Here is a 16,316-nt window from a genome sequence, read left to right as displayed (position 1 = left end):
CTGCCGTTTCTATTCAATAAAAATTCCGTAAACAGCTCTAATATAAGGATAAAAAACGATATTTTAGGGTTCCGGCTGCTTTCATTAATGTTCGTGTTCTCCGGAATTCACCAGTTTGGCATTCACGAAAAAGGCTCCTTTCACTACAATCTTTGCATTGTCAGGAATATTTCCAACCGGAGTTATCGCGGTATAGCCCATATCCGACGTTCCTTTCACTACTTCTATTTTCTCAAAGTTTAAGGTTTTCGGATGTGGTTTTCCTTTTTCTTCATGTTCTTCTTCCGCTTTTTTATCGGTCTGAATAAACACGTAATATTTCCCATCTGCTTCTACAATGGCTTCTGTAGGTACTGCCGGGGTTGTGCTTTTATCAAGGCTGACAATTCCGGTGATATTCATTCCGTCAATCAGACCGGATTTGTTTCCAATTACTTCGCAATGCATAGAGATGGTTTTACTTTCGTTTTCAAAAGAAGATCCTATGCTGTAAATTCTTGCATCGTATTCAGTTTCCGGATTGTTGGTCAGTTTAAAATGAACAATCTGCCCTACTCTCATTTTAGGAAGATCTTTTTCAAACACCTGAAGATCGAGATGAATAGAACCGTTATCAATCACTGTAGCAACGGGAGAAGAAATATCTACATAACTTCCGATCTGTGCTGTAATACTGCTGATTGTTCCGCTGATGGGCGCTGTGATCACCAAACCGGATTTCATGTTTCCATTGCTTACTTTTCCCGGGCTTATTCCCATCATCTGAAGCTGTTTCAAAAGAGACGCTCTTTTTGTTCTTAAGGTTTTAAGCTCAGCATCAGCACTCTGAAGATTTTTCTTTGCGCCTGCATCATTATCAAAAAGCTCTCTCTGTCTTCTGTATTCCTGTTCTGCATAGGTAATTCGGCTATTGGTAGTCAGATAATCTTCCTGAAGCTGGATATATTCCGGATTGGCAATGGTGGCAATGACCTGCCCCTTTTTCACAATACTTCCTACCTGAATATTGATGGTTTTGATGATTCCTCCATACAGGGAAGTGATGGTTGCTTTATTACTATTGGGAACGCTCAGTAAACCGTTAGCTTTTATCGTTGATGTCAACTCTTTCATTTCTACAGTTCCCAAAGCAACGCCTACAGATTTCATCTGATCCTCCGTAAGAGAAGCTATGGTTTGAGGTCCCTCGTCATGTCCTTTTTCCGATTGTTCGGTTTTAACATCTGTCTTTTCCGTTGCCTTTTCCTGTTTTCCGCAGCTTATGATGGAAAGAGCCGTGACTGTAAGATATATGATATTGTGTTTTAGTTTCATGTTATTTATTGATGATTGAATTAATAGTAACGACAGATTGGTTCACCTGCTGGATGGATTCCAGATATTTCAACTGGATATTTGTGGCAGTCTGTAGGGCAAAAAGATATTCCACATAGGAAATTTCTCCTGTTTTATATCCTAGCTGAGCTGCTTTTACAATTTTCTCTGCGTTAGGCAATGCCTGGCTTGTATAGTAATCATACTGCTGTAAATCCTGCTGATACTGGCTGAAGGCATTTTCCAACTGAGCAGAAAGCTGTTTCTGCTGCATTTTAGCATTGGTTTCAGCGACCTGTTTTTCATATTCGAGCGCCTGAATTCTTGCTTTCGTCGCTCCAAATGTTAACGGTATTGCTACTCCTACTGTTGCTGACTGAAAACGTTTTCCTGAATTATAAAAATTCTCCTGTCCGTTAATGGTATGCAGACCTATCAAAGACTGGTTGGTATATCCTAAACTGAAATCTGGCAGCCCAAGTGATTTTTCAACTTTTTTATTTTTTTCGGCGATTTCCATTTCCTGATAAAAAGCTTTTACCGTAGGATTGTTGGCAACTACCGCACTATCGAGTACATTTTCTGCTTTCAAAGGAATATAGTCTTTATTAAACGGAACTTCAATATCTTCCGAAGTGTTCATAAGAGTTTTTAAATTCTTATAGGCATTATTCAGATAGACTTCATTTTGTCTGAGCAAAAGATCAATTTCCCCTTTCTGGGTTTCTGCAGTACTGATCTCAATTTTCTTGATATCACCTGCTTTAAATCTTACGGTTGCAATTCTGATGAATTCCTCATAATATTGATCCAGGCTGGTCAGCTGGGCCTTGTTATACTGAAGGTATTCAATCTGGTAATAGTAGGTACGCACCTGTTTTATCAACTCATTGACTGTAATCTCCTTATCAATCTGCTTGCTTTTAATATTTTCATTAATTAAATCTTTTCTTGCTTTAAAAAGTGTCGGAAAAGGAATACTCTGTGAGATCGCAAACGATTGGTCAAACTTTGGGCTGTTGTACTGACCAAGCTGTGCTTCAAAGCTCAATTTCGGAAGTTCTTTTGCAGTTGCCCTTAGTGCTTCGGCAGATTTAATACTTAGGTCTTTTGACTGCAGGGTTAAATTATTGTTCACTGCCTGCTCTACCGCCTGTTCTACGGAAATTGGTCTGGACTGTGCGTTAAAAGTCTGTGCCACCATCATAAATCCTACCACCAAAACGGCAGTAATAATTCCCGTATTATTATTCTTTCTTTTCAAAATCTTTGTGTTAAAAATAATGTACAGCATCGGCAAAACGAATAATGTTAGGAATGTTGCAGTTACCAAACCACCAATCACTACTGTCGCTAAAGGTTTCTGTACCTCAGCTCCGGCTCCGGTGGAAATAGCCATTGGTAAAAATCCTAGTGAAGCTACAGTAGCCGTCATCAATACAGGCCTTAATCTGGTTTTTGTTCCTTCAAATACTCTTTTCAGAATATCCGTTTCGCCTTCTTTTTCTAACTGATTGAATGTTCCGATCAAAACAATTCCGTTAAGAACTGCTACTCCAAAAAGGGCAATAAATCCAATTCCGGCACTGATACTGAAAGGCATATCTCTTACCAGAAGGGCAAATACACCACCAATCGCACTCATAGGAATAGCTGTAAAGATCAATGCAGCCTGCTTGAATGAGCGGAAAGTAAAATACAGAAGCATAAAAATCAGAAGTAATGATACCGGAACAGCGATCATCAGACGTTGGCTTGCTTCCTGCAGGTTTTCAAACTGACCTCCGTAGGTAAAGTAGTATCCTGAAGGCAGTTTCACTTTCTCCAGTTTTGCCTGAATATCTTTCACTACACTTTCCACGTCACGGTCTTTCACGTTGAAGCCAATAACGATTCTACGTTTTCCCTGTTCACGGCTGATCTGTGCCGGCCCTAATTTGTAGCTTATATTCGCCACCTGCGAGAGTGGAATCTGGGCTCCGGTAGCAGAAGTGATCATCAGATTATTCACATCTGAAATATCTGTTCTGTGAAGACTGTCCAGGCGGACAACCAGATCAAAACGTCTTTCATTTTCAAATACCTGTCCGGCAGCTTTTCCTGCAAAGGCTGTACTTACTGCATTGTTGACATCTTCGATATTCAATCCGTAATTGGCTATTCTTGTTCTGTCATACTGAACATTGATTTGTGGAAGACCACTTACTCTTTCAATCTGAGGCGTCGTAGCTCCATCTACCGTCTGAATGATTTTTCCTACTTTATCAGCATACACTGCCAAAGAATCCAGATTTTCTCCAAAAATCTTTACCGCCACATCCTGTCTGATCCCGGTCATCAACTCATTGAAACGCATCTGAATAGGCTGGTTTTTCTCAAAAAATACTCCTGGAATGGTTTCCAGTTTTTCACTGATCTCATCCGCGAGTTCGTTGTAGGATTTCTTGGTTTTCCATTCACTTTGCGGTTTTAATACTACGATCATATCGGTTGCTTCAGGAGGCATAGGATCTGTAGGAACCTCAGCAGAACCGGTTTTCCCAACGACCATTTTCACCTCATCAAACTGTTTGATAATTCTTGATGCCTGCATGGAGGTTTCTATACTCTGACTCAGTGAGCTCCCCTGCGGTAAAATACAATGGAATGCAAAGTCTCCTTCCTGCAGCTGCGGGATAAACTCCCCACCCATATTTTTAAAGATAAAAGCAGAGATAAGGAACACTACAGCTGTTGCAGAAACAATGATATACTTTACTTTGATTGCTTTTTGTAATAATGGCTGATAGATCTTTTGAAGACGGTTCATCATTTTATCAGAGAAGGTTTCTTTGTGGGATATTTTCTTAGATAAAAACAAAGCGCTCATCATAGGAATGTAGGTCAGTGACAGAATCAATGCTCCCAGAATGGCAAATCCTACTGTTTTGGCCATTGGAGTAAACATTTTTCCTTCTACACCTGCCAGGGTAAGGATCGGAATGTATACAATAAGGATGATGATTTCTCCGAAAGCCGCACTGCTTCTGATCTTTGAGGCAGAAAGGAATACTTCTTCATCCATTTCAGACTGTGTTAAAGCACAGGTCGATTTCCTTACGCTTAAATGATGCAGGGTTGCTTCTACAATAATCACGGCACCATCTACAATCAACCCGAAGTCTATGGCTCCAAGACTCATCAGATTAGCGCTTACCCCGAAAACATTCATCATTCCTAAAGCAAATAACAAGGAAAGCGGAATGGCCGAAGCCACGATAAGCCCGGCTCTCAGGTTTCCAAGAAAAATGACAAGAACGAAAATAACGATCAGTGCTCCTTCGATGAGGTTTTTCTGTACGGTATTGATGGCTCTGTCTACAAGGTCTGTTCTGTCGAGGAATGGTTCTATTACCACATCATCCGGAAGGGATTTCTGTATTGTCGGAATTTTTGCTTTGATATTGCTGACTACTTCATTACTATTGGCCCCTTTCAACATCATCACTACTCCTCCTACAGCGTCTACCTTTCCATCATAAGTTAAGGCTCCGTAGCGAACGGCACTTCCTAAACGAACATCAGCAACATCTTTTATAAAAATCGGAACGCTTCCTGTTTCATTTTTAACCGCAATGTTTTTAATGTCTTCCAAAGAGGTAACCAAACCAATTCCACGGATGAAATAGGCGTTGGGTTTTTTATCAATATAAGCTCCTCCTGTATTCTGATTGTTTTTTTCAAGCGCTGTAAAAATTTCAGTGATACTTGTTCCCATTGCCTTTAAGCGATTGGGATCAATAGCCACTTCATATTGTTTTAATTCTCCTCCGAAACTGTTGATTTCCGCTACTCCCGGTGTTCCGTTCAGCTGTCTGCGGACGATCCAATCCTGCATGGTACGGAGTTCTTTGGCATTGTATTTCTTTTCGCTTCCTTTTTTAGGATGAAGAATATACTGGTATACTTCTCCAAGACCTGTACTCACGGGAGCCAGTTCGGGAGTCCCTACCCCTTTGGGAATTTCTTCCACTGCGTTTTTAAGCTGTTCATTAATGAGCTGTCTCGCAAAGTAGACATCTACATTTTCTTTGAACACTACTGTAATTACAGAGAGCCCGAATCTTGAAATACTTCTTGTTTCCTGAATATCGGGAACATTGGCTATGCTCTGTTCAATGGGAAAGGTCACCAGCTGTTCCACTTCCTGCCCAGCGAGCGTAGGACATACGGTAATGATCTGTACCTGGTTATTAGTGATATCCGGTACAGCATCTATCGGTAATCTGGTGGCACTCCATGTTCCCCAGATGATCAGCACCAGGGTCATCAATCCAATGATCACCTTGTTTTTGATACTGAATTTTATAATTTTATCTAACACGATTTGTATTTAATTTTTATTGAAAAGTGAATGCACACAGTATAAAATACTGCAGCAAAAATATCCTGAAAACCTCTGCAATGGTATTGCAAAGTTTCAAGCACAAGTACATATCAGAAAGCAAAAGCTTTCTGAAAGTCAATAAAAATTAAATTTTAGGAGGCTGCCAGATAGGATCGTAAACCTGATAAGCAAAGTCGTTTTTGTGGAACAGGATCTTCTTTGAAAAGTATGCAGGAATCTGCTCGGGAATCTCCAGTAAAGGATTCATCTTAAATGCTGAAACTGTTATCTGACAACAGCTGCAGGCACACAGCGGAGAACAGATATCTCCTTTTTCTTTTGAATGGTTTTCCTGAACACTCAGGGAAACTATTTTATTCCCGGAATTCTGTGGATGAGACACATCAGCACATGGCATCAATGATAGCGCCATGAAATAAATTGCCAGTATCCATCTTAAGAGGTTCATGGTACAAAGGTAGAGATTTTTTGTAAAGTTGAAGCTTTCATTACATAATTGATTCATAAAAAGTATAATTTCTAGCTCCGGTTTATTTAATAGAAAAGATTTTGCCAAAAAAAATTCATTATATGAACAATTATGACAACAAAAACGTCAACAAAACAGATTATTCATTAAATAAAAAATAAAATTAAATGATTTATATTAAAATATACTAATACATGAAATAAAAACCAAAATATTCTATCTATTTTTGTAAATTTGCAAAAACAATAACTCATCAATAGGTATTTACCAATTGTTGATAAAATTATTATTAAACACGACACCAATTGTCGCCTTGCAGTTATAGCTTTACAAAAAAATAAATTTTAATTATAATTATGAAAACACAATTATTTTCGATGGCCTTATTGGTTTCATCCCTGGCATTTTCACAACAGGCCCAAACATTTTCTGAAGTTACTGTACAGGCATATTCTCCAACTATATATTTAAAAAGAAGTGTAAACGATGGTGGATTTATCAGAGGAATTCAGACTCAGTATCTTAATGGAGATAACGGATGGTTTTTTGGTGATCTTCATGGTTCTCAATGGGTCGTTTCCAAAGGAGATTATAATGACCGAAAGCTAGTAGTCAATGATAATGGAAATGTGGGAATCGGAACCGTAAGTCCTAACAGCAAACTACATATCGCTCAGGACAATATAAACAACCAAAATTTGTCTCTGGGCAAGTTTACATCTGTAGGACAAACCGGGGGTAGTGCTATAGTCAGTTTAGCATATAATAGTACTACGGCTAATCTGGAAGTAAATTCTACCTACTCAGGCAGTGGCTTCAGATATGGAACTTATGGTGACTTTAATATTGAAAATGAGATTACAACCCCGGATTTTGGAGCGATTAATTTTATTACAAACAAGAAAGTACAACTTGCCATTAAACCCAATGGGAATGCTTTATTACAGGGAAAATTTGAAGCCAAAGAAGTAAAAGTAACTCTAACTCCTACTGCCGATTTTGTATTTGATGAAAAATACGATCTTCCAAAATTAGAAGAAGTTGAAAAACATATCAAAGAAAAAAAGCACCTTCCTGAAATTGCTTCTGCTAAAGTAATGGAAAAAGAAGGTGTAAATGTTGGTGAGTTCCAAATAAAATTATTGCAGAAAATTGAAGAGCTTACTCTTTATTCAATCGAGCAGAATAAACAAATAAAGCAACAGTCAGAACAGCTGAAACATCTTAAGGATGAAAATGAAGCTCTAAAAGTCCAATCTGCTAAAATTGAAAAACTTGAACAGCAGGTTCAGCAACTCTTATCAACACAAAAATAACCACAAATGAAAAGAAAATTACTCTCACTATCATCCCTGATGATAGGATTCTTCGGCTTTTCCCAAACCGAGGTGTATTTCAAATATGATGAGGCCGGAAACCAGCGATACAGGGGAATCGACGCTGCTGCTAAACAAGCCGAAGGAATGGTTTCAAAAGAATCAAAGGTAGCAGCTGTTACCAGACAAGCTCCTGTTATTGATGAAAAAACATTCCTGAAACAAATACGTCTGTACCCGGTTCCTGTTAATGACTATCTTACCATAGACTGGACAGAAGAAGTGGATGGGCTTATAGAATCCGTTTCATTGTATCAGCACAGTACAATTCACTGGAAATTCCAGCAACAGAATATCCCGGACTTAAACCGTCAGGTTAAAATCAATATGACAGGTTATGACTGGGGAGTGTATGTTGTACGCTTTACGCTAAAAGATGGCAGAATTTTCAGTAAAAACATCACCAAACGATAAGATAATGAAACTTTACGATAAGAAAATACAACTATTTTCATCATTCATCCTGTCCTTATGTTCGGTATTGGGCTTTTCACAGACCATACTGTATCAGGCAGAGAGTACTTCGAGAACGGTTCAGGATCCACAAACAGTAGTATTAGCACCAGGATTTCGCGCGTCTTCCAGCTCATCGAATCCATTCGTAGCTAAAATTGGCCCAGCTACAGAGAATCCGGGTGGAGGACCAGTGGATTCAGGGGCAGGAGTAGGCAATCCATCGGGGACAACCGCTCCGGCAGGGCAAAGCTTCCATGATACCAAAGGTAACATAGAAGTTGCAGGAGGAGGTCAACTGCAATTTAGTTTACCCATTGCCCTACCTCCCGGAGTAAAAAGTGTTGCCCCTCAAATCAATCTTGTTTACTCGAGTGATTCCGGAAATGGAATTGCCGGTTATGGCTGGAATTTATCTGGTATAACTTCTATTTCCAGAACTGGAAAAAATATAAACAAAGATGGAGAGGTAAAAAGTATTCAAATTGACTATTCTGACTATTACAGCTTCAATGGACAAAGGCTTATTTTGAAATCAGGAGAATACGGAAAAGATGGCGCAGAATATATTACGGAAAAGTATTCCAATATCAAAATTAAGTCCCTTGGAAATATGGCTAACTGGAAACAGCCAGAATATTGGGAGGTAACTTTCGAAGACGGCTCCCAGGCCTGGTATGGAGGAACGGCTCCCGGCTGGAACAATGCTACGAATCGCTTAGGATTTAGTATCGTAAAATGGAAAGATGCTCAAGGGAATGTTATCAATTATAGCTATGATCAAGAAAATAATGTCAATGTTATAAAATCTATCACCTGGGGTGGAAATGAAAATTTAGGAACTCCTTCTTTTAATGAAATCATTTTCACTTATAACGATAGAAATATCTTTGAAGGAGCATACATCAACGGCCCTGAAACTTTATTTACCCAAACAAAGATTCTAAAGGATATTACAGTAAAAACAAATGGACAAATCTTCAAGAAATATGTACCAGAATATATAACCGATTCTATAGGGTATCAATACGTTAAAAAGATTACTGAATCTAACTCAGCTGGCGAGTCAGCAAATCCAGTTGAATTTAATTACCCTGCTCAAAGTCCAACTTCTATTAGTGGCTGGAATATAGACAGCCAGGCTTTGTTTGATAAAATTAAATTTACCGGAGACTTTAATGGAGATTCTTATCTTGATTTTGTAATGACCGATGGAACTATCAAGTTGGGGGCTTTTAATGATAATTTTAATGTTATTCAGACTAATAAAATCTTCAATTCCAGTTCTGTTGTTGTTAACACATTTCTAGATGAAACAAAAAAAGTGGTTAATGGTAATGGGGTTGCAGAATATGAAGGTGGTAAAATTTCAGTATATACTTTTAGAAATAATACTTTTGTCAAGGTATTCGAAAAACAGGTTTCTCAAACACCATGTACAACGTGTTCAGCTGTACTAAATGAAGGAGATCTCAATGGTGACGGCATATCCAATGTTTTTCTTACTTTATCAGGGTCGGGGGTTGTAGAAAATTATATCATAGATCTGACCAACGTAAGGAATTCTGTTGCTACTTATACTTTGGATAATGGGATTAATGAAAGTTTATATACAAATCAAAAATATATAGATATTGATAGTGATGGAAAGGTAGATATCATTAATGTATCCAATACTGCATATACTGTATTTGAATTTGTAAAGACAGAACCCGATGTGTACTTAAAGAAGATTAAGTTTTCCGGAAATCTAGAAGAGACCAAAGGGAATGAGTTTCCTGTATTATTTGGGGACTTCAATGGAGACGGAAAGCTTGATTTTACCCTTCCTCTTACCGAAGGTAAAGTGGGTAAAGATGACTGGAAATTTTATATAGGAACAGGAAAAAGTTTTAATACCGTTTATAAGCCTGATTTCTTAATGTATAAAAATGAAAATACAGTGAGTAATGGGGCTTGGTTAAAGTTTAGTAGAACCATGTATTCTATTTCCGATCTTAATGCAGATGGAAAGTCAGATATTGTGCAGGTTCATTCCTATTCAAATCTGTTAAATTCAAATTCAAGAACTATAGGGGTTGTTGTGAATGGACTGATTTCGAAAGGATCACCTATATTCGGAGCCATAGATTTTGAAACCCAGAATATTTATACTTTTCCTATCCCACCTCAGTTTACTATCGTTCAACCTTATGATGATCTTTCTATCTATCAGCCGATAACTAATGTGATAAGATCTAATAATAATTATTATAACGTTTTCTTATTCAGGAAAAATAATGTTCTTAAAATTAAGGCACCTACAGGTGTAGATGAATTCAAAAGAATACAGTCAATTACCCAAGGAGGAATCAGCACCTCTGTTAAATACTTGGAAATTGTTCCTGATAATACGACAACTCCTACTTTCTATAAAAATCCAAAAAGTGAATTATATCCTTATTTTTCATTAAACAGGATTGACAGAGGGTACGCTGTATCACAACTTCAACAAGAAGGTAGAAAACAGGATTTCCGATACAGGGGCATGACTTTGCATATGCAAGGAAAAGGAATGATAGGATACTATCAAACTGCCCGTTCTTCATGGTATGCTGATGGATTAGAGAACACAAAGATATGGTCTGGAACAGAAATAGACATTCAAAATGAAGGCGTTCCAACAAAAGAATGGAGCATTAGAACTAATGATGAATCGAAAGTTTTCCCAGCAGATATCTCAGAAAATAATAATGAATTATTAAGCTTAAAATCAACCATTTACCAAAATCACTACCTACTAAATGGCCAGGTCGTAGACTATTATTCTGTCTCTATTGCAGACAGGCCGAAAGTTATTACCGCTATTTTTCCAAAAAGTACCATGATAAAAGATTTTTTAACGGGTACAATAACAAATAACACAATATCCTATAATAATTATTATCTTCCGGTACAAACAGTATCAAATGTTAATAATGGGTACGCAGTAACTACTTCCACAATTGATTACATACACAACCCGACAGGAACAGGTTCTAACTATTATATTGGACGCACAACATCCAAAACCAATATATCACAGGTGTATGGTGATACGAAATCAGACAAAGAAGAGTATATCTATGAAAGCAACCTCTTAAAAAACCTGAAAACATGGAATAGAGACAATACTGGATATTTACAGCAAACTTACAATTATGATGGATTTGGAAATATTACTAAGAAAGTAGTAAGTAATAGTATAGATTCTCAAACACAAACGACAGCAAGTGTTTATGATTCTAAAGGAAGATTTGTAGAAAAAAAGACTGATAATTTAGGATTAGAAACTAATATTGAATACAATGACTGGGGGCAGATCAAAAAGCAAACTGATCCAGTAGGTAATACACTTGTTAATACTTATGATGGCTGGGGTAAACTTTTAACTTCCAAAACCAATTTGGCAGGAACTACCACCTATCAATATAACAGGGATGATAATGCAAATATTACCATCACACAATATGATCCGGATGGAGATATTTCTAAGAAATTTGACAATAAATTAGGACAGAATTATAAAACCTCCTCCAAAGCATTTGGACAAGGAAAATTTATATCTAAAGAAATTCAGTATGATATTTTAGGAAGGAAAATCAAAGAATCCGAGCCTTATTTTGAAGGACAGACTCCGAATCAATGGAATACCATCGTATATGATGATTCTGTATTCCCTGCTAAAGTGACCGCTACTGAATTTACTGGAAAACAGATGGAAACTTTGATGTCAGGCTTTACAACAATTATAAAAGAAACAAATCTTGTTGATTATGGCAGAACCACATCTAAAACCACTGATGCTTTAGGAAATACAGTCTCTACCACTGATAAAGGTGGAACGATCCAATTCTCGTACGATGCAGCCGGAGAACAGATCAAGGCTCAATATGCAGAAAATATTGTGACTACTAAATATGATTCTTGGGGGAGAAAATCAGAATTCAATGATCCTTCCAACGGATTATATAAATATGAGTATGATGCTTTCGGGCAACCGAAGAAAATCATCAGCCCGAAAGGAACTAAAGAATACATCTATAATAGTTTAGGACAATTAATTTCTCAAAAAGAAATTTCTACCGCTGATGGTGGAGAAGCAACCAATAAGTTGATTTCTTTCTCATACGATAATAAAGGAAGAATTGTTTCAAAATCTGGAACCTCGAAAGGAAAACCATACAGTTCCAATATCAGTTATGATCCACAGGGACGAGTATTATCATCCTCAGAAAGCAGCAACGGAAAATACTTTATCCAAAAAGGAATTACATACGATGATAAAGCAAGAGTAATTTCTTATGAAAAACAACTCTATTCTTCCGGTACTTTAACCAAAGTTCAGATAGAAAATGTATACAGTACATGGAATGGAGAACTCTATCAGGTTAAGGATAAAAACTCCGGTAAAATCCTTTGGGAACTCAAAGAAGCCAATGCCAAAGGACAGGTGCTGAAAGCAAAATTAGGAGCAGCAGATATTAACAATATCTACGATGCCAATGGCTTCTTAACGAATGTCAATCATTCTTCCGCAGTAAAACCAAGTATTCTGCAACTTTCTTATTCATTCAATGCGATCAAGAATGAATTAAATAGCCGAACAACCGGAGGTGATTTTAATATAGCAGAATCATTTGATTATGACGACAACAATCGGTTGGTGAATTGGACGAATCCTGTTACAGGAATTAAGCCAATCACCAATAGAAATGTTTATGATGTAAAAGGAAGAATCACTCAGAACGATCAGGTAGGAAGCATCAAATTTGAAAATGCTGCTAAGATCTACCAACCAACAGGAATGACACTGAATACAACAGGAGAACAGAATTATAACAATGATCTTATCCAAAGCATTGTGTATAATGAAAACAACGATCCTGTATTCATAGACGGAATGAAAGGAGATGTAGCCTTCCAGTATGGCTTAACAAGTATGAGACAAAGGGTTACCTATGGAGGCAATTTTAGTACAGACGGAGAAGGCAAGTTCACCAAATATTACAGTGAAGATGGCAGCTATGAAGTTGTAAAAGATAATACGACAGGGAAAGAAAAACATATCATTTATATTGGCGGAACCCCGTATCAATCTAATACTGTATATTTAAAGAACTTTACGGAGAGCAGCGGTTCTTACAAATTTTTGCATAAAGATTATATCGGAAGTATTTTAGCCATCAGTGATGAAGCTGGAAATAAGCTGGAACAAAGGCATTTTGACGCATGGGGAAATTTCACACACTTACAGATTGGAAACGGAGCAATTATTACCGATAAAAATATTATTGACCAATCATCATTAATCATTGATAGAGGTTATACCAGTCACGAGCATTTTTCAGAAGTAGGAATCATCCACATGAATGGTAGATTGTATGATCCTTTATTAAGGAGATTCTTAAATGCAGATGAGAACATCCAGGACCCTACAAATACGCAGAATTATAATAAATATGGCTATGTACTGAACAATCCACTGATGTATAATGACCCGAGTGGGGAATTTGCCTTTGTTGCCTTGGTAGCGGTAATGGCTAAAGCGGCCTTCGCTGCAATTGCAATAACCGCTGCTACCTATACTACCATAGCACTAATAAAAGGAAATTGGACAGTTAGCGGATTTTTTAGGTCTATTTCTTCAGCAGCGATTACCGGAATGGTCAGCGGTGCACTGTCTTTTGGGATAGGAACATTGTTTCAGGTCGCTAGTATTGCCAATTCTTTAGGAACAACAGGCGTTACGCTTGCAAGAGCAGGATTGCACGCCGTAAGCATGGGCGTCCTATCTTCTGTTACAGGTGGCAGTTTTTGGAGTGGTGCTGCAAGTGGTGCATTTGCAAGCTTAAGCGGTGATTTGCTAAGAGGTATTAAAAGTGGCTTTTTTGCAAGTGATACGGGCAAAATTTTAACGGGTATGACCTCTGGAGGTGTAGGAAGTGTGTTAGCGGGAGGAAACTTCTGGGAGGGTGCTATGAATGGTTTTTTTGTAACTGCCTTCAATCATTTAGAGCATACAATTCAAAAAATAACACGACAGCAAGCGATACAGGCCATTAAAAAGCAATACCCTCGTCTTTATCAAGTTTTGGAAAAACTTCCGCAATATTTAAAAAATAATCCTGAAATATTGGAAACTTTATCTAAAGATACAGGTATTACCAAGGAACAGATTTTAAAGTTTATGGATATCAATAGCTCCGAGGGACAGGTAATTAAATTAGCCAAAATGAAAAACTTAGGACAATCCGCTTCCCCTGTGAGCTATTTAAACGCAGGTTTGGTAACAACATTTGAAGGATTGCAAACTGCTGCATTTATACAAGGTACTTCCTTCCTGCTCGCAGTTACAGTATTGCATGAATTTGTACATTGGGGACGAGCATATAATATCCTATCCTCTGATGCTCCAAATAATAAATGGGGAGAAAAAGATTATGGGAATTATTGGGAACAACGTACTTTCGGTACCGTTACAGGGGTTAATCAGGAAACAATTAATTTATCATATAAGTATGGCTGGAAATTTTAGATTTTTGAAACCCATATTTCTATTGCTTTTTTTCATTAATTGCAGTAATTCAATGAAAGATGAAACAGTAGGTAAGGAAATCATTGATGAAAATGCAGATCGATTTATTTCTAATATGTATGGGCTTCCTTCACAATATCATAAAGACGGAACATTCCCTGTTTTTTTATTGAAAAAGGCAGGGAAGACAGATTTCTTCAAAGAACAATGTGAGTCTGTAATAGAAATAGATGGGTTAAATTCTGTTGAAAATTGTAGAAAAGATTACTTCACATTAGTCAATAAAGAAGGATTTCATATTAACGAAAATACAAAATATCTTTCTTTTGATTTGACAAATTTTTCAAAAGAATCTTCTGCGAAAAAGGTTCAGATTATAGAAGACGAGCCTGTTATTAAATCGAACGCATATGTTCAATTAAAGTTTTCAAATATATATATAGATCATTCCATAAATAAAGCTTTTATTGTATTAGAAGAAAATGTATTTACTAAAGGTAGATATGGAGGGAAGGTTGATATTTATTTCTTTACAAAGAAAAAGGATAAATGGATATTTGATAAAAAGCTTATGCTATTAACAGCCTAACAACTGCTCTTGTGAAATACTATCTTTTTCAGGACTAGCCAAGATTTTTATAAGAATCAAATCTATCGTATTAGTAACGATACAAAGATTGGCCAAAGAGTAAATTCTATTCAACCTGCAGATACTATTATAACAAGAACAAATGAAAGAAACTATCTATATTCTCTTAACGTAAAAGAGAATATAGATATTGAAAAAATTAAAGACTTCAAAAAATTTATGCACACTTTTGATTCTTTAGTATACTATAGATCCCGAGGAAAATAATTTTCTAACTCTAGATAATTTTAAAATTTAGGCTATCGTATTTATGGGATAGCCTTTTTTGAAAGAATAAAAACCACCACTAAAAAACAAATCGTATTATAAACTCCTATAACCATATCCAGACACAATTAGCAAAACCATAATCTATGAAAACACTTACTTATTTATTTTGGAGCTTAAAAAAGTATTATGAAAAAGTTTGGTTAACAAAGGGACAGTATAATTGGACGATATTAGTTTTTAGTCTCCCCTATAATATTCCTATAATGCTTTTTTCGGGAGCCTTTGTTCAGGTATTTATTAACCCCTATTTAGAAATGGAGATATTGCGAATAATAATATTTTTATTATTTACTTTATTAATTTTCTTTTTATTAGCGCAGCCTCTGAAGTTAATTTTCCCAAGGAAAAAGATAGAAAGCTTATCTTATACAAAAGAGGAGGTAAAAAAATACCGATTAAATATTTTATACTTTTTCCTGGGTTTCATACTCTTAATTGCTTTATTAGTAATCTATAAAAAGTATGTTAGCTAATCGAGAACAAAGGTAGTGTGAACTGTTGTATTCGGAGGTATTTACGGAAGTGTAAGCTTTCTCAGAAACAGAAACTACATGGGATTTATATCTTTAATTTATAGAATTAGTCATTATATATATCACTGTAAAATTTGATAGAAAATTATATGATCCTGACGAATCAATGTATCAGAATCTTAATAAAATTAGCGTTTGGTATTTCTGTTTTTTACGTGGTAAACCGTTGCTTTTTAGCAACGGTTTTTTAATAAAATGTCTCGTCCTGAAAAAGGTTGACTAAAAAACCATAAAATTAGTCATCCTTATGAATCTAAAAAAAACATCGTCCCCTGTCCAAGAATACAGTGAGGCATTCAAACGACAAGT

7 protein-coding genes are annotated in these 16,316 nt (G+C 36.6%); 4 read left to right on the top strand and 3 right to left on the bottom strand.

Annotation, left to right across the window (positions count from 1 at the left end):
• Window positions 1-84: 84 nt before the first annotated feature.
• The 3 genes from FFS26_RS10340 to FFS26_RS10330 all read right to left on the bottom strand — a co-directional run bounded on the left by FFS26_RS10340 (window position 85) and on the right by FFS26_RS10330 (window position 6,206).
• Window positions 85-1,314, bottom strand: coding sequence for an efflux RND transporter periplasmic adaptor subunit (locus FFS26_RS10340; protein ID WP_137904991.1), 1,230 nt, complete (start codon window positions 1,312-1,314; stop codon window positions 85-87).
• Window position 1,315: 1 nt separating this feature from the next.
• Entirely contained in the window at window positions 1,316-5,677 is a 4,362-nt protein-coding gene (locus FFS26_RS10335; protein ID WP_137904990.1) for a CusA/CzcA family heavy metal efflux RND transporter, read from the bottom strand.
• Window positions 5,678-5,825: 148 nt separating this feature from the next.
• Window positions 5,826-6,206 carry a DUF6660 family protein gene (locus tag FFS26_RS10330; protein WP_228406433.1) on the bottom strand — a complete coding sequence of 127 codons (381 nt, stop codon included), beginning with the start codon at window positions 6,204-6,206 and terminating at the stop codon, window positions 5,826-5,828.
• Between the two features lie 320 nt (window positions 6,207-6,526).
• On the opposite strand from FFS26_RS10330, the gene FFS26_RS22790 reads away from it, so the two are divergent.
• The 4 genes from FFS26_RS22790 to FFS26_RS10310 are packed head-to-tail and all read left to right on the top strand — an operon-like array spanning window position 6,527 to window position 15,144.
• Window positions 6,527-7,486, top strand: a complete 960-nt coding sequence (locus FFS26_RS22790) for a hypothetical protein (RefSeq protein ID WP_228449426.1) — start codon at window positions 6,527-6,529, stop codon at window positions 7,484-7,486.
• Window positions 7,487-7,492: 6 nt separating this feature from the next.
• Window positions 7,493-7,960, top strand: coding sequence for a hypothetical protein (locus tag FFS26_RS10320; protein ID WP_171006284.1), 468 nt, complete (start codon window positions 7,493-7,495; stop codon window positions 7,958-7,960).
• A 4-nt stretch (window positions 7,961-7,964) separates the two neighbouring features.
• On the top strand, window positions 7,965-14,555 hold the full coding sequence (locus tag FFS26_RS10315; RefSeq protein WP_137904989.1) for an RHS repeat-associated core domain-containing protein: 6,591 nt from the start codon (window positions 7,965-7,967) through the stop codon (window positions 14,553-14,555).
• 52 nt (window positions 14,556-14,607) lie between these two features.
• The gene (locus FFS26_RS10310) at window positions 14,608-15,144 is read left to right on the top strand and encodes a hypothetical protein (protein WP_137904988.1); all 537 of its coding nucleotides are present in this window, start codon (window positions 14,608-14,610) and stop codon (window positions 15,142-15,144) included.
• Window positions 15,145-16,316: the final 1,172 nt, after the last annotated feature.

This window comes from Chryseobacterium sp. 2VB (assembly GCF_005503635.1).
GTDB lineage: Bacteria > Bacteroidota > Bacteroidia > Flavobacteriales > Weeksellaceae > Chryseobacterium > Chryseobacterium cupriresistens.
The sequence above is the reverse complement of the archived record's forward strand: the minus strand, read 5'-3'. Positions and strand labels throughout refer to the sequence as shown.

Bases quoted from the DNA above. Each gene is read 5' to 3' on its own strand.
- FFS26_RS10330 (WP_228406433.1), bottom strand. From the start codon at position 6,206: ATGAATCAATTATGTAATGAAAGCTTCAACTTTACAAAAAATCTCTAC.
- FFS26_RS10310 (WP_137904988.1), top strand. From the start codon at position 14,608: ATGAAAGATGAAACAGTAGGTAAGGAAATCATTGATGAAAATGCAGAT.
- FFS26_RS22790 (WP_228449426.1), top strand. From the start codon at position 6,527: ATGAAAACACAATTATTTTCGATGGCCTTATTGGTTTCATCCCTGGCA.
- FFS26_RS10315 (WP_137904989.1), top strand. From the start codon at position 7,965: ATGAAACTTTACGATAAGAAAATACAACTATTTTCATCATTCATCCTG.
- FFS26_RS10340 (WP_137904991.1), bottom strand. From the start codon at position 1,314: ATGAAACTAAAACACAATATCATATATCTTACAGTCACGGCTCTTTCC.
- FFS26_RS10320 (WP_171006284.1), top strand. From the start codon at position 7,493: ATGAAAAGAAAATTACTCTCACTATCATCCCTGATGATAGGATTCTTC.